Annotated in this window: 7 protein-coding genes and 1 rRNA gene; 1 reads left to right on the top strand and 7 read right to left on the bottom strand. The window is 55.5% G+C overall.

Annotated features, from left to right (window positions below):
• From FPZ49_RS24030 to galU, 5 genes are all read right to left on the bottom strand, one after another.
• Nucleotides 1–121, bottom strand: a 16S ribosomal RNA gene (locus tag FPZ49_RS24030); the annotation flags it as partial.
• Between the two features lie 828 nt (nucleotides 122–949).
• Complete coding sequence (locus tag FPZ49_RS24020) at nucleotides 950–2,425, bottom strand: polysaccharide lyase 6 family protein (protein ID WP_144851849.1); 1,476 nt, start codon at nucleotides 2,423–2,425, stop codon at nucleotides 950–952.
• Between the two features lie 18 nt (nucleotides 2,426–2,443).
• Nucleotides 2,444–2,698, bottom strand: coding sequence for an S-layer homology domain-containing protein (locus FPZ49_RS24015; RefSeq protein WP_144851847.1), 255 nt, complete (start codon nucleotides 2,696–2,698; stop codon nucleotides 2,444–2,446).
• Nucleotides 2,695–3,615, bottom strand: a complete 921-nt coding sequence (locus tag FPZ49_RS24010) for a hypothetical protein (protein ID WP_144851845.1) — start codon at nucleotides 3,613–3,615, stop codon at nucleotides 2,695–2,697. Before FPZ49_RS24010 ends, FPZ49_RS24015 begins: the two co-directional genes overlap by 4 nt.
• A 580-nt stretch (nucleotides 3,616–4,195) precedes the next feature.
• Complete coding sequence (galU, locus tag FPZ49_RS24005) at nucleotides 4,196–5,077, bottom strand: UTP--glucose-1-phosphate uridylyltransferase GalU (RefSeq protein ID WP_144851843.1); 882 nt, start codon at nucleotides 5,075–5,077, stop codon at nucleotides 4,196–4,198.
• Between the two features lie 167 nt (nucleotides 5,078–5,244).
• On the opposite strand from galU, the gene FPZ49_RS24000 reads away from it, so the two are divergent.
• The gene (locus tag FPZ49_RS24000) at nucleotides 5,245–13,443 is read left to right on the top strand and encodes a GH36-type glycosyl hydrolase domain-containing protein (protein WP_144851841.1); all 8,199 of its coding nucleotides are present in this window, start codon (nucleotides 5,245–5,247) and stop codon (nucleotides 13,441–13,443) included.
• Nucleotides 13,444–13,504: 61 nt separating this feature from the next.
• Here the strand turns inward: FPZ49_RS24000 and FPZ49_RS23995 are convergent, their stop codons facing one another.
• Entirely contained in the window at nucleotides 13,505–13,945 is a 441-nt protein-coding gene (locus FPZ49_RS23995) for a VOC family protein (protein ID WP_144851839.1), read from the bottom strand.
• A gap of 29 nt (nucleotides 13,946–13,974) precedes the next feature.
• The gene (locus FPZ49_RS23990) at nucleotides 13,975–15,459 is read right to left on the bottom strand and encodes an arylsulfatase (protein WP_144851837.1); all 1,485 of its coding nucleotides are present in this window, start codon (nucleotides 15,457–15,459) and stop codon (nucleotides 13,975–13,977) included.
• Nucleotides 15,460–15,471: the final 12 nt, after the last annotated feature.

The following is a 15,471-nucleotide window of genomic DNA, read 5'->3' as shown; positions in this document are numbered from 1 at the left end:
GGCAGGTTGCCTACGTGTTACTCACCCGTCCGCCGCTAGGGTCCGAAGACCCTCGCTCGACTTGCATGTATTAGGCACGCCGCCAGCGTTCGTCCTGAGCCAGGATCAAACTCTCCATTAAAGAAAAGCTGATAAGCTCAAAAATTTACTACTGGCGAGAATTTGCATTCTCTTATTTATTGCACTCACTCGATGTTCAGTTTTCAAAGGGCAACTACTTGTTGTTTCTCTTCCGCTTCAGCAGCAGACAAGAAGTTAATTTAGCACATTACGTTATCATTTGCAAGCCTTTATTTTCTTCCATTTCTCGGGATAATCCAGCAAGCTTCAGAAGATTATTATGTCTTGCGTCCAGCACGGTTATTCACCGGCGAGAACGTAATATATCATATGGTGCGGTTCTTGACAAGCACTTTTTGTTTTCCGTTTCGACCGGTTATTCACTGGCCGGAAAAGTAATATATCACACTCTTTCGATCATCGCAACCCCAGTCTAGGCATTCATCCAAGCATAGACATTTGCCGCCTCATATATTGCATTAGCCTACTAAAGACAGGAGTGCAGCCTAATGTCGTATATGTATCCCACACCACACTTTGGTCCTCCGCCAGGACATCCAAGCCCGCCACACGGGCACCATCTGCCACCGGTTTTTCCGCCCCCGCATTTTGAACCTCCCATTCCTGCCCATTTCGTCAATCCACGCGCCATCTCCCATTGCTTGTTTAGAAATACCTTTGTTTGGCTGAATAATGGCAATCGCTTCTGGTTTTTCCCGACGTCGGTCGGATTTGCTACGGTTTCAGGCTTTTGGTGGACCGGTCGATTCTGGCTCGTTTTTGTCCTGCCTTTAAGAGAGATCCGATCCTTTACTTGCTTTTAAGAACGATTCAATGTCACGAAAAGAAACCGAGCAGGCACCCAGGGCGCTTGCTCGGTTTTTTAAATTTATGACTTCGGACCGACATCGGCACCGGTCAGCGGCCGGTTAATGACCGCCTCATTGGAGGACTCATCCGCACCCACATCGCTGATCCCGGAGCGCGTCTGACCATCCATGTCTCCGGTAATGAAGAAGTAATCACCAACAGAGGCGTCAATGGCAGGACTCGTATCAGAAAGTACCTGCAGCCCGTTTGCTGTGGTTAGTAGCGGATCGATTGTTTGGATTTCGGACGAGCTATGGGAAGCATTGCTAAGTTTGGAGCCGTAGCCAATATTCCCTGCAAACGATGTATTGCCTGGTTTCGGCTCGAAATACAATGTACCCTTGCTATTCATCACAAGATTATTAGCCACTACGCTATCCACCGGAGCGAGCTGGTAGCTCTGGCCTACCGAGATTCCTGTCGCACTGTTCACGATCGTATTGTTGACCACCTGAGCCCGGTACACCCGCCAATGCTTGGCCAGCTCCTCGCTAGTGGCAGGGGCATCGCCATCCGTCCCGCCATCGTAGTCACCGCCGTCGATCAGCAGCGTCGAAGCCGCCCCTGTTCCTGTCAAACCCTCGAAGTAGTTGTTATACACTTTGTGGTCGTTGGCGTACAGCCGGATGCCTCCCGTCCCGGGCTTAACCCCATCCCCCAGGAAAAAGTTGCCGTAATAGCTCTGCCCATGCCCGTGCCTGGCGGAAAGCACCCCTTGCGAGTTGCGGAAGGTGTTGTAGCGCACCGTGTTATGACCGCTTTTGACGGACACGAATTCCGGATCGCCATCGCAATTCTCGAACAAGTTATACTGGATCGTGTCAAAAGCATCGGACATCGAAACAGTACTCGTGCCTACGCGAATCGCTTCCAGACCATTTTCAACTCGTGGGCCGGTATCATGAAAGTAATTGTATTCCACCGTATCATACTGTGAAATCTGGGTATTCGTGCCCCCAAAGGTAATAAAATTACCCAAATCATGCTTCGGTCCGAATTCATTATGATCGATGAGATTATGATGGCTGTCGACGCCGTACACGTACACCCATTTTAGCGCTTTACCATTCTCCGTCAGGGCAAACGTATTTCGGGACACTTGAACATGGCTGCTCCCGTCCAAGCTAACCGCGGTATTGCCCGTATTGGTAAAGCTCATGCCTTGAAGGACGATGTAGGACGATTTTTTGATGCTAAAAAACGCTTCTCCGGTAATGACCGCCTGACCTTGATTGGCCGCTTGGATCGTAATCGGGCTGGAGGACGTGCCGTTCTTCCCGGTGATTTTGAAGCCGCCTTTGACATCATACGTACCGTCCTCGAGCACGATGGTCGTACCTGCTTGTGCTTTTTTGATCGCGCTTTGCAATTCGGAGGCGGTGGAGACATGAACAGCACCATCTTCTTCTGCAAAAACGGGAACCATGCATGCAACCAACCAGCTGCACAGGAAAACACTCAGGAATTGAAATTTCTTGCCGCGATAAGCTGACATTCCTTAGTTACCTCCGGATTAATTCATAAATTCAATGCTAGCCAGTAAACGCTTCAGCATGACTGTCGCTTGAGCGCGGGTCGCGTTTGTTTTTGGCGCAAACTCTTTATCGGACAAGCCGTCGATCAAGCCACTATCCACCGACTGGGCAACGGAGGGGGCCGCCCACGAACCGATGGACTTAGCATCGCTGAATTTGGCTAACAGCTGCGTCTGCTTCTCTTTATCCAATGTCTTCTGCTTACCTGCAAATTTGACGGCTCTGGAGATCAAACCGCGCTGAAATTGCTCCGTTGGACAATTAACTGAGGCGCAAGGGTAAAGCCAACGGCGGAAGTAGAAGTTTCTTTGCTATAAAAGGTTGAACTGGATACATTGGAGCCGCCGCATCCCGAACTCGCTTGACACTCTCCGGCCTTTTCTTGGACTATAAACGTTACTTTACCGCTATTAGTACCGAATTTCTTTACAAAATTCGTTACATCCACGTAAAAATCAGTTGTTGTCGTCACCGTCGAGATCGGGATATCGCCGAAATACCATGCTGTCGGTCCATTGGCGGAAGTATTGTCAGGATTATTGTCCACCAAGGACGCAAAATCCGATGCCACGTTCTGTACACCGTTTCCAGTACTTGGGAATGGGCTGGTCGAAGAGCTATAGAGGTATGGATACTTCCCTGTGCCCGTACCGGAAGCATTCACCCAAGTCAGGTCAGCTTCGGTCCATGTCCCATTAATTGTTGTTCCGTAGACCGATAAATTGAAAGTCCCCGTCGCTGCGCTCGCTTTTCCTGATATCTTGAAATAAACCTGGCTGGCATTGGCTGCATCATCCACATTAAATCTATAAAATGCGATTCTCGTCTGATTTCCCGCGCCTAACCCGGCTCGTTTGATATTATAGGTCCCCGGCGATGAGGCATTGAGAGTAGCTACGTCAAAGTTAGAGGTATTGGTGGGCGTGGTGTTGGGTTGAGTTGTAGTTGTCGCAGAATCTACAATGACATCATCCGACGGACTAAGCCAAATCGATCCCGGCAACGGATTTACGCCTTGCGTTTGCGTGAGATTAACCGCGTTCGCAGCCTCAGCAGCATTGACTACAGGGAAGATGCCCACCCCGATCAGCAATGCGGCTAACGTGCTGTGGATCGTTTTTTTAAATCGGTACATAGGCTTATTGAACATTATGCATGACCCCCTAGATTAACTGTCACAACCGAGCTTGAACCAAAAAAATGAATACGCTTTCACTTTGGGCTGAGTTATTTCCTTATTCCCCCCCCTTTCACTAAGATGCGGCTACAATGGTCCTTATTAAGGCATAGACTAACCTTCACCTAACCCATTAGTAACCCTCTTCTGACCTTTAATTTAATGTAAATTATTTATGTAAGCGCAGTCAATTATTTTTTTAGGACCAGAGACACATTTTTCATTCCGAGGTGTGATGTATTCAAAATAATAAGCCAGCTCCAAGTGCTTGGGATGGTTTGGTTTCACAACAAAAAAGCACAAGCCGAATCCAGCTAGTGCTCCATTGCTTTTATCCTAATTAAACACGCCATGCTTGGTAATTTCCGCGTTGACCTTCGCTTTATAATTTATTTTGGGATAAACCTTTTCCCAGCTTCAGATTGGCCCTTCCTTGGACAACAGCCACATTAGCTAGAAGAGAGCTTTTCGGATCAACCAAACCTGAGGATCACCATCGATCACTACAATGGAAATCTTTTCACGGATGGAGCTGAAAGGTGTACCCCCCCATTTATTCAATCAGCCGTTCTTTTTGCAAAATATGCGACAAATAATTTAGCAGTTGGAATTTTAAATCTTCACGCTGCAAAGCAAATTCAATGGTCGTCTGGATGAAGCCCATTTTCTCCCCGACATCATACCGTACGCCTTCAAAATCATAGGCATACACCGCTTCGGATCGGTTTAGCTCGGCAATCGCATCGGTCAGCTGGATTTCTCCGCCCGCCCCTTCTCTCTGCTCGCCCAAAGCCTCAAAGATCTTCGGGCTCAGAATATAGCGCCCCAAAATCGCCAGATTGGACGGCGCCTCCTCCCGTTTGGGCTTCTCCACCAGGTGGCTTACATTATATAACCGTTCATCGAGCTTTTTTCCATCTACAATGCCGTATCTTGACACCTGATCGTCGGAGACGTGCTGGACCCCAATAATGGATGCGTTATACCGCTCATACTGCTCCATCAGCTGCTTCAGGCACGGCTTATCGGCCTTCACAATATCGTCGCCGAGCAGCACCGCAAACGGTTCATCGCCTATGAATTTGCGGGCGCACCAAATGGCATGGCCCAAGCCTCTCGGCTCCTTTTGGCGAATATAATGAACATCGGCCATTTGCGACGACTCCTGTACGGCGTTAAGCAAATCCAGCTTGCCTTTTTCCAATAAGTTGTACTCCAGCTCAAAGGAATGGTCGAAATGATCCTCGATCGCCCGTTTGCCTTTGCCAGTCACAATAATGATATCCTCGATGCCCGATTCCACAGCTTCTTCCACAATATATTGAATCGTTGGCTTATCCACGATCGGCAGCATTTCCTTCGGCATCGCCTTTGTTGCAGGCAAAAATCGCGTTCCGAGCCCGGCGGCCGGTATGATGGCTTTTCTAACTTTCATTGCGTCGTTCCCCCATGAATGAAGTAAGTGATGTTATGAACGCTCTTTTTCCATATTTTAGTTTTGGCAACTTTCACATAAATATTCGGCTCGCTTATAAAAACCCTTCAAACGTGGAATGGTTATTAAAGTGTATTTTTACCATTTTACGTGTTGGGGGATACCAAATGAGTTTGTCTAAGCACGAGTTGCAGGAGCACGCGCATAAGCTTGCGCTTGAACATGACCCGCGCGGGAAGCGAACTTCCTCGAACGCGTTATGGAGCCGGGTGGCGATCGATATCGAGGCGCTGCGGGCTTTTTTGAAAGAGCTGCATGAGCATCGGAGCGCCTATGAACATCCAGCTGAAGATTGGCTGCTGGATCATTCCGAATTTCTGGAGGCCGAATTCCTAGGGGTGCAAGAGGAAATTATGCAGCTCCAGGTGAAGCCTCTTCCCACAGTAGAGAAAGGGACTCGGCTTCGCGTTTCCTCAATCTGCGAAGCGTATTTGGAGCAAACCGACGGACTTCTCGATGAGGACAACCTGCTGGCGTATTTCAATTCGTACCAGGAGGTTTCCGTGCTTACGGTCGCCGAAGCCTGGTCGGTCCCGCTGTTTATGAAGCTGGAGATGATTCGCAGGCTCGCTTCTCTTATCCAGCCTGTAAAGGATCGGCGGAGCGTAAGCGAGCTTGTGGAGCGCATGCTGGCTGGCATTCCCCACTCGGAGCTCACACCGGAGCGATTAAAACAGGCGCTCGAGGAGGCCAATGTGGAGCTGCCGTTATCCGGGGCGTTCATCGTTCATCTCGTCAAGCACTTGAGAGAGCATGCGGAGGACTCGGCCCACCTCGGAGAGTGGCTGATCTGCAAGCTGGAAAACCCGCCGGACAATCTGGATGCCGTCCTCTCCTACGAATACCAGCTGCAAGCTGAGTATCAGGTCAGTATCGGAAACGTGATCGCAAGCCTTCGCAAGCTTTCCCGATGGATCTGGAACGAGCTGTTCGAGCGCATCAGCGTAGTGGAGCAGACGCTGCGTGAGGAGCGGGCAGGCGACTATCCGAAGCTGGACGGCGCGAGCCGCCACACGCTGCGGTACCGGGTGGAGCAGCTCGCCCGGCGGATGAAGGTGCCGGAAAATCTGGTCGCGTCGCAGGCGGTTGAACTAGCCAACCAGCACTTTGAAGCGGCAAGCCCAGAAAGCCGTGTGGCTTTGGCTCCTCGCGATGCGAGTGCGGCTTATTTTTTACTTGAAGGCCAAGGCATGGGCAAGCTCCAGCAAGCGCTAAAGCTGTGCGGCAAAACAGGTCCGCTGCCGGAGGCCGGCATGAAGCGGCGTGCCGCCGGTCTGTATATGCAGCTGCTTGCGCTGACGAGTGCTGTTGTCCTTGCAGGCTTGGCGCTTTGGGTCGGGTTGACGGCGCCGGCATTCTCCCTGTTCGATTGGGTGTGCGTGCTGCTGCTGCTATGGCCGGCCAGCGAATTCGGCGTTACGGCCGTTCACTGGGTGATCGAGCGTACGGTGCGCCCTACGCGACTGCTGCGGTACGATTTTTCCAAAGGGGTGCCGGAGGATGCCGCGACGATGGTCGTCATACCTGTCATCTGGTCGCAGCTGGGCGCGGTGAAGGAGACCGCCGAACGGCTGGAGCTGCATTACTTGGCGAATCGGGACCCTCACATTCATTTTGCGATTCTCAGCGATTTCAAGGATGCGGCTGTGGAGTCGCTTCCTGAAGATGAAGCGATGCTAAGCATGGCCAAGGCCGAGATCGATCGGCTCAACCGCGAGTATCCCGAGTGCACCTTCCACCTGTTTCATCGAAGCCGGAGGTGGAATGCTGCCGAGCGTATTTGGATGGGCTGGGAACGAAAACGCGGCAAGCTGGAGGAGTTTGTCCAGCTTCTTCAAGGGGAAGAAGGAACAAGCTACAGTACCGTCCACGGCGACACGAGTGTTCTGAAGCATATTCGCTACGTCATCACGTTAGATTCCGATACGCGTCTGCCGCTGGAAAGCGCACACCGGATGATCGGCACGATGCACCTGCCGCTGAACCGGCCAAGGCTGAACGAGAGCCGAACCCGCGTGATTGACGGCTACGGCGTACTCCAGCCGCGAATTGGGATGACCTACGAAAGCTCGCAGCGATCGAGGCTTACCTCGCTTTGGTCCTATGAGACCGGCTTCGATCCTTACGCCTTCGCGGTCTCCGATCCGTATCAGGATGCGACCGGACATGGCATTTTTACGGGGAAAGGAATCTTCGATGTCGCGACCTTCCATGCGGTGCTCGGCAGCCGGTTTCCGGAAAATCGGGTGCTCAGCCATGACCTGCTCGAGGGCGGTTTTCTGCATGCAGGGCTCCTGTCGGATATTGAGCTGATCGATGACCATCCACCGACCTTCGTGTCCCATCAGAAGCGGCTCCACCGCTGGACGCGCGGTGACTGGCAGCTGCTGCCTTGGCTGGGGTCGAGCGCCCGGAATGGCAAGGGAGAGCGGGTGCCGACCTATTTGTCTGCCGTCACCAAATGGCAGATTGCGGACAATCTGCGGCGCAGCCTGCTCCCGCCGGTGCTGATGGCGATGCTGCTGCTGGCCGGTCCGGTGCTGCCGGGCGCGCCGGCGGTCTGGTACGGTATCGTCTTCTTGACGATGCTGCTCCCGCTGCTCCGTCAGCTGGTGACCTTCCAGACGATGCTCTATCGGCCTTGGAGCTTGCTCCACACGGCTGGTCATATCGTCATCGCCTTTTTGACTCTTCCCTTTCAAAGTCTGGTGCTGATGGACGCCATCATTCGCACGCTGTATCGGCTGATGTTCTCCAAACGCCGGCTGCTGGAATGGGTGAGTCAGACCGAGGTGGAACGGTTAAGCAGCAAGAAAGGGACGCCTCCCCTATCCGGACTCACCGGCGGGTACGTCCTTGTTGTGCTTATGGCGGCAGGCGCTTGGTGGACCGCATCACCGGCCATCCAAGTGATCCGAGTTGCCATCGCGCTGGTCTGGTGTGCAGCGCCGCTGGTAATCCGATGGCTCGATCAGCCGCCAGTGCGCGAGACGGAGACGTTTACGTCCCAGGAAACCGCAGACCTGCATCAGCTTTCGCACGACATTTGGACCTTTTACGAGGATTTCGTGACGGAGAGGGATCACTGGCTGCCTCCGGATAACGTGCAGATCGAGCCGGATCGCGGGGTTGCGCATCGGACTTCCCCTACGAACATTGGGATGTATGTGATGTGTGCGCTCGCTGCCCGGGATTTCGGGTTTATTACGACCGCCGGTCTGGTCGAGCGTCTGGAACGCACAATCGGGACCATCGAACGCATGGAAAAATGGGAGGGGCATCTGTATAACTGGTACGATACCGAAACGCTGGCTCCGCTCTTGCCTGTGTATGTATCGACCGTCGATTCCGGGAATTTCGTCGCGTGCTTAGTGACGGTAAAGGAAGGGCTCATCGAATGGCTGCAAAACGATCTGGGCGGCCAGGTGGAGTACCTGCCTCCAAAGAAGCCGTGGTCCAAGGAGCAATTCGAAGTCGCTTTTGCCGAGGAGCTCGGTTCGGGCTCGGACGACTCCACCTTGATGACTCGTGGAAGCCGTCTCGCCGCTAGGATCGAGGCTCTGATTCAGGCCACCGACTTCCGGCCGCTCTATGATGCGAAGACGAATCTGTTTTCACTCGGCTATCATGTGAATCAGAAGGCACGGGATACCATCCTGTATGACCTGATGGCATCGGAAGCGCGGCAAGCGAGCTTTGTCGCTATCGCCTTAGGGCAGATCTCGGTCTCGCATTGGAAGGCGCTGGGCCGAACGCTCACCAAGGTCGGCACCCGCCCTGTCCTGCTCTCGTGGTCCGGGACGATGTTTGAGTACATGATGCCGTGGCTGCTGATGAAAACGTATCGCAATTCGATCTGGGACAGCACCTATCAAGGCGTCGTGGACCGTCAAATCGATTACGCTCGGCAGCATGGCGTTCCGTTCGGCATCTCCGAGTCCGGCTATTTCGCCTTTGATTTTCAATTGAACTATCAATATCGGGCATTTGGTGTGCCTGGTCTCGGATTCCAACGGGGCTTGGAGCAGGATCTGGTCCTCGCGCCGTATGCCACGGTCATGGCCCTCCCCTACGCCCGGCAAGAGGGAATCAAGGCGCTGAAGCGCTTGGAGCAGCTGGACGGCCGCGGCAAATACGGCTTCTACGAGGCGATGGACTTCACTCCGAAACGGATGCCGGCGGGGCAAGACCATGTGGTCATCCGCAGCTTTATGGCTCACCACCAAGGGATGAGTCTCTTGACCTTGTCCAATCTGCTCTTGCCGCGCACGATGGTGGATCGCTTCCATCGGAACAAAAAGGTTCGCGCCGCCGAACTGCTGCTGCAAGAACGGGTGCCGACGCGTCCCAAATGGGTCAAGCATCCGGCCATGTACCGCTCTTCAGTTCGCGGGGAGAAGGCTGTCCAGGACGCCGTACCGGTGCGGGAGTTCGTCTCTCCGCACACACCGGTGCCGGAGACGTGCCTCCTGTCCAATGGCCGCTTCACCACTATGGTCACGGCCAGCGGCAGCGGGTACAGCAGCTGGGACGGCCTGTCCGTTTCCCGCTGGAGAGAAGAGCCCGTGATGGATTCGTGGGGCAGCTACATCTACATTCGGGACGTCCTGACCGATCAGGTCTGGTCGCCCTCGTATCAGCCTTGCCGCACGGAATCCCCCGAGCAGCGTGTTACCTTCGAGCCAGACAAAGCGACGTTCGTGCGTCAAGCAGACACGATCGACACGTGCATGGAGCTGTGCGTCTCGCCCGAGGCCGACGCGGAGGTACGGCGCATCACCCTAACGAACAAGGGAGATCAACTGAAGGTGCTGGAGGTCACGTCCTTCATGGAGCTGGCCTTGTCCAATCCGATCGCGGACGACGCCCATCCGGCCTTCAGCAAATTGTTTATCCGCACCGCCTACGAAGCCGGAAGCGATTGTCTGGTCGCGAGCCGGCGCAAACGGGAAGCGAAGGACCGCGCGCTCTGGTCCGCCCATCGGCTGGCGGCTGACTGCGCTGTGCCCGGGCTTCCGGAGTACGAGACGGACCGGTGCGCCTTTATCGGCCGAGGCTACCGGCTCTCGGAGCCGCAAGCGATCCGATGTCCGCTGAAGGGGAAAACCGGGTCGGTGGCCGACCCTGTCTTTGTTATGCGTCGCCGTGTACAGCTGGCTCCAGGGGAGCAGGTGCGCCTCTATGCCGTGACCTCCGTGGCCGATTCGAAGGAAGAGGCCATGGAGATGGTGTCGCGGCTGACCCAGACGGAAGCGATCGAGCGGACCTTCCAGCTAGCGTGGACGCGCACTCGAATCGAGCTGCGCAGCCTGCGGCTGGATCCGTTCGAAGCGATGACGTTCCAGCGCCTGGCCGCCCAAGTGCTGTACACGCCGCCGCTGCGAGCCGAGCGCAGCGAGCGAATCGCCGCGAATGCGAAGGGGCAGCCGGGGCTATGGGCCTTCGGCATCTCCGGCGACCGGCCGATCATCGTCGTCCAGATCGACAATCGAAGCCATCTGCCGTTCATCGTCAAGCTCCTGACCGGTCACGAATACTTAAGAAGACTGGGGCTCCAATTCGACCTGGTCATTCTCAACCTGTCGGAGGCCGGCTACCAGCAAAATCTACAAGATTCGCTGGCACGCGCGGTAGAGCATGGCGTCGACCGGTTCGGAGCCGGCGCTGTCGGCATTCAAGTGCTCCCGGTAGGCCGGCTCAGCGAGGAGGACCGCACGCTCCTTCTGTCCGTCGCACGGGTGGTGCTGAAGGCCGGCGGAGCCAGCCTGGTCGGTCAGCTTCGGCTGCCGAAGCGCGACGCGGAGTTGCCGGAGCCGCTGCCACTTCAGCAGGCGTCTTTGCAAGCGGTCTTCTCGAAGCGATCGCCTGCGCTTGAGGCGAAGATGAAGGACCTCCTCTTCCATAACGGCTGGGGCGGGTTTACGGGGGACGGGAAGCAGTATCGGCTGCTGATCAAGGACGGGAAGCATTTGCCGGCCCCCTGGATCAATGTCCTGGCCAATCCCGGCTTCGGCGCCCTGGTCTCGGAGCTAGGCACCGGCTACACCTTCTGGCGGAACAGCCGGGAATGCAAGCTGACGCCTTGGTCGAATGATCCGGTGCTGGACCCGCCTGGGGAGCTGGGATTCGTGCGCGATGAAGCTTCAGGCGAGCTGTGGACACTCACGCCCCCAGCCGGAAACGAAGCGGCACCTTATCTGGTCACCCATGGCCTAGGCTTCTCGAGCTTTGAGCATGAGCGGCTGGGCATCCAGCACCGGATGACGCTGTTCGTTCCAAAGGACAATCCCGTCAAAATCATCCGGCTGCGGCTTAGTAACACGTCGACCGAGCCTCGTCAGCTATCGGTCACCTACTATGCGGAATGGGTGCTGGGCGTACAGCGTCAAGCGAACGCCCCCTATATCGCTTGCGAGTGGGATGAGGAAGCGGCTATCTTGACCGCGCAGAACCGGTATCAAGATCACTTTCGGGAGGCGACCGCGTTTCTGGGAATCTTCTCACCGAAGGCCGCGTCCGCGGCTTCCGATGACCTGTCCTGGACTTCGGATCAGCTCGAGTTCATCGGCCGCAACGGCAGCGTGGACCGGCCTGCGGCACTGGGGCGTTCCCGTCTGTCCGGCCAGACCGGGGTGAACTATGCCAGCTGCGGCGCCATCCAGCGCAAACTGAGTCTCGCCGCCGGCGAAGAGGCCGAGGTGGTGATCCTGCTCGGCTGCACCTCGTCCCGCGCCGAAGCGGCCGCTTTGGCGAAGCAGTACAGCGATACCGCACGCTGTGATGCGGCTTGGGCGGAGACGAGCGGCTACTGGGAGCGCATGCTCGGCCAAGTCGTGGTCGATACGCCGTCGCCGGAGACCAATTTTCTGCTCAATGGCTGGCTGCTGTATCAGTCGCTCGCCTGCCGCATGTGGGCCCGCTCCGCCTTCTACCAATCGGGCGGAGCCTTCGGCTTCCGGGATCAGCTGCAGGATTCGCTCTCCCTGCTCCATACGGCGCCGGAGTTCGCGAGACGGCAGGTTCTGCTTCACGCCGCCCACCAATATGAGGAAGGCGATGTGCAGCACTGGTGGCACGAGGAGACGGAACGCGGCATTCGGACGTTGTTCTCCGATGACTTGCTCTGGCTGCCTTACGTGGCTTCGCGTTACGTGGAGCATACCGGAGACGCCTCCCTGCTCACCGAGACGGTGCCGTATCTCACCAGTCAACCGCTCAAGGAAGGCGAGCATGAGCGGTATGAGCCGACCGTCGTGTCGAGCCTCAGCGGCACGATCTACGAGCATTGCCACCGAGCGATTGAAAAAGCGCTGTCGCGCATCGGCGAGCACGGCCTCCCCCTCATTGGCGTGGGGGATTGGAATGACGGCATGAATCTGGTGGGTGAAAAAGGACGCGGCGAAAGCGTTTGGCTCACCTGGTTTCTATGCGATGTGCTGCAGCGGTTTGAGGGGCTAAGCCTGGAACGCGGCGAGACCGAGCGGGCAGCACGCTACAAGCAGGCTCGTGAGCAGCTGTCCCAAGCGGTCCAAGAGCATGGATGGGACGGGCAGTGGTACCGCCGGGCGTTCACCGATGCCGGCACCTGGCTCGGCACCATCTACAACGAAGAGTGCCGGATCGACGCGATTGCCCAGTCCTGGTCCGTCATCTCGGGAGCCGCTCCGCTCGACCGCGCTTCGCAAGCCATGCAGTCGTTTGACCGCGAGCTGGTGGATCGCGCATTGTCCGTGGCGAAGCTGCTGACCCCTCCGTTCGACCGTACCGAGCCTAGCCCGGGATATATTCAAGGCTACCCGCCGGGCATTCGGGAAAATGGGGCGCAGTACACCCACGGGGTCATCTGGAGCATCATTGCGTGGAGCAAGCTCGGGCGGGGAGATAAGGCGTTCGAGCTGTTCCAGATGCTGAACCCGATCAATCATACCCGCACCGATCATGAAGTGCGAGAATATGTCGGGGAGCCTTACGTGATGGCCGCCGACATCTACACCTCCGATCCGCACTGCGGCCATGCAGGCTGGACGTGGTATACCGGTGCCTCCGGCTGGATGTACCAGAGCGGGCTGGAATGGATTCTGGGCATTCAAAAACGCGGAAGCCGGCTGCTCTTAAACCCGTGCGTTCCTGCGGAATGGCCGGGGTTCAAGGTCACCTACCGGTATGGAAGCACGAAGTATTTCCTTTCGTTCACCCGGGAGCCTGAACATGCGTCTGTGACGGATCAGGCCCTGCAGGCCGGAGCAGACACCTTCATTGAGCTGGTGGATGATCAGGTTGAGCGTCACTTCACGGTAAGCTTATAAAACGAGAAAAAGGTCAACCAGCTGCTGTGCCTGGTTGACCTTTTTGCCGTTATATCGGCATTCACCTTACGGCGTATTTCTCCTGAATCGCTTGAAGCGCCTTCGCCTGAAGCGAATCGGGCAGCAATTGCATCAGCTCAATTCGGTTCCTATCCGGGTCTAAGATCCAAAACTGCAGGCAGCCGCTACGTCCCTGCTGGATTTCTTTATCAATCGGATAGCCCTTAGCTTTAATTTGCTCTACCGTAGCATAGGCATCATCCACCTCATAGCAGAGGTGGTTCGTCCCAACCGCCGTCGGAATATATTTGTACTCCTCCTGTCCTCCTGGAAAGAGCTCTACGAACTGCTGAGTTCCAATATGCAAATACACAATTCGAAGCGACCCATCATCGTTGTGAATCCGGAACGCTTCCTCGAAACCGAGAATACGGGTGTAAAAATCAACTGAGCGTTCCATATCCTTTACTTTGACACCATAATGCGTGATGCCGGTAATCATGGCTTTTCCCTCCAGATATTTTAGTAGTTTTAGCTTACCAAATGATTCAAGCAGTTCTTCGGCTTCTGGCCGACGATTAGACGGGAGCCGTCCGAGTACCCCTCTTCACGATCCTTCAGCTCATAAATTAGCCGATCCCGCCAGCTGGCTAGCAGGGAAGCATACTCCCTGGGCTGTGCCGCCAAGTTACGTAGCTCCTGAGGATCCCGCTCCAGATCGAACAATTGCTCCACCCCGGTTTGGGAGTACCAAATATATTTTTGCTTCCCGTCCGTGAGATAGTGATAAGACAGCTGGTCAAATGCGTGCTCGCCATGGATGTACTCCCGCCATGCCGGCGCCAGCAGCGGTGCTTCCTCCGATGAAGCCTTTTGCGCCAGAGGGACGACGCTCGCTCCGTCCACTGTTGAAGGAATCGCGATTCCCGCCGAATGCAGCAGGGTAGGCATAATATCCTGAAGCTCCACCACATGCTCCACCCGCTTCCCCGGTTTTAACCGCAGCGTCCCCGTCGGATCATTCAAAATAAACGGCACCTTAGCACTGCCTTCATACGGAAGACGCTTTTGATACAACCGGTGATCTCCCATCAAATCCCCGTGATCGGAGGTGAACAAGATGATCGTGTTGTTTTTCACTCCATATTCGAATAAGGCATTCAGCAACCGCCCGATTTGGTTATCAATATGCGTAATGAGTGCGTAGTAGGCGGCTAAGGCTTTTTGGCGCATCCGCTCGTGGACAATCCCTCGTCTGGTCGTCGGATTCAAGCCTTCGCGTGCTTCATCGTCCTGTATCGTCCAATCGCCGATCGGCGGCTCCGGCAGCTCTAGGCCGTCATACAAGTCCAGAAACGCTTGCGGCGGATCGAGCGGAGAGTGAGGGCGGACGAACGACGTCCACAGGAAAAACGGCTTGCTCGGATCTCTGCGGCGTAAAAAATCAATCGACTGCGTCACCGCCCAGTTGGTCGGATGAAGCGACTCGTCCAAGTGCCATGGGCGGGCTACGGTCGAGGCGTTGCAATCCAGCCCATGATCCATCACATCCTGTCCGTGGCCTGCTTTATCCCGGAGCCAGTTCAAATAATCGTCGCACTGGTCCCACCATTCCAGCGGGGTCGTTCTTGAGCGGTCACGATTGTAGTGCATGTACCCGTCATGCAGCACGACGTTGTGGAAGCCGCACAAATTGCGGGTCGGGTACACATGCATTTTGCCGACGCACTGCGTATGATAGCCTGCCTGCGCGAACTCGCCCGCAATCGTGTGCTCATAGTTCCATAATACCTTTTCCTGGTACCCTACTCTTCCATGATTTTTCTGGTTCATCCCCGTCATAATGGCCGCCCTGGCCGGGACACAGGAAGGGGTCGAGGTGTAAGCGCTTGTAAAGGTAGCCCCGGTACGGCATAGGTTGTCTAGATTGGGCGTTTGAATGACCGGATGGCCCAAAGCGTGCAAACAGTCTCCTCGCATTTGATCCACGGTAATCAGCAGCACATTCGGGTTCATAGTTACACAATC

Source organism: Paenibacillus cremeus, from assembly GCF_007786445.1.
Taxonomy (GTDB): domain Bacteria; phylum Bacillota; class Bacilli; order Paenibacillales; family NBRC-103111; genus Paenibacillus_G; species Paenibacillus_G cremeus.
The sequence above is the reverse complement of the archived record's forward strand: the minus strand, read 5'-3'. Positions and strand labels throughout refer to the sequence as shown.

Excerpts from the sequence above, each read along its gene's own strand:
- FPZ49_RS24020 (WP_144851849.1), bottom strand. The coding sequence starts at position 2,425 with ATGTCAGCTTATCGCGGCAAGAAATTTCAATTCCTGAGTGTTTTCCTG.
- FPZ49_RS24010 (WP_144851845.1), bottom strand. The coding sequence starts at position 3,615 with ATGTTCAATAAGCCTATGTACCGATTTAAAAAAACGATCCACAGCACG.
- galU (WP_144851843.1), bottom strand. The coding sequence starts at position 5,077 with ATGAAAGTTAGAAAAGCCATCATACCGGCCGCCGGGCTCGGAACGCGA.
- FPZ49_RS24000 (WP_144851841.1), top strand. The coding sequence starts at position 5,245 with ATGAGTTTGTCTAAGCACGAGTTGCAGGAGCACGCGCATAAGCTTGCG.
- FPZ49_RS23995 (WP_144851839.1), bottom strand. The coding sequence starts at position 13,945 with ATGATTACCGGCATCACGCATTATGGTGTCAAAGTAAAGGATATGGAA.
- FPZ49_RS23990 (WP_144851837.1), bottom strand. The coding sequence starts at position 15,459 with ATGAACCCGAATGTGCTGCTGATTACCGTGGATCAAATGCGAGGAGAC.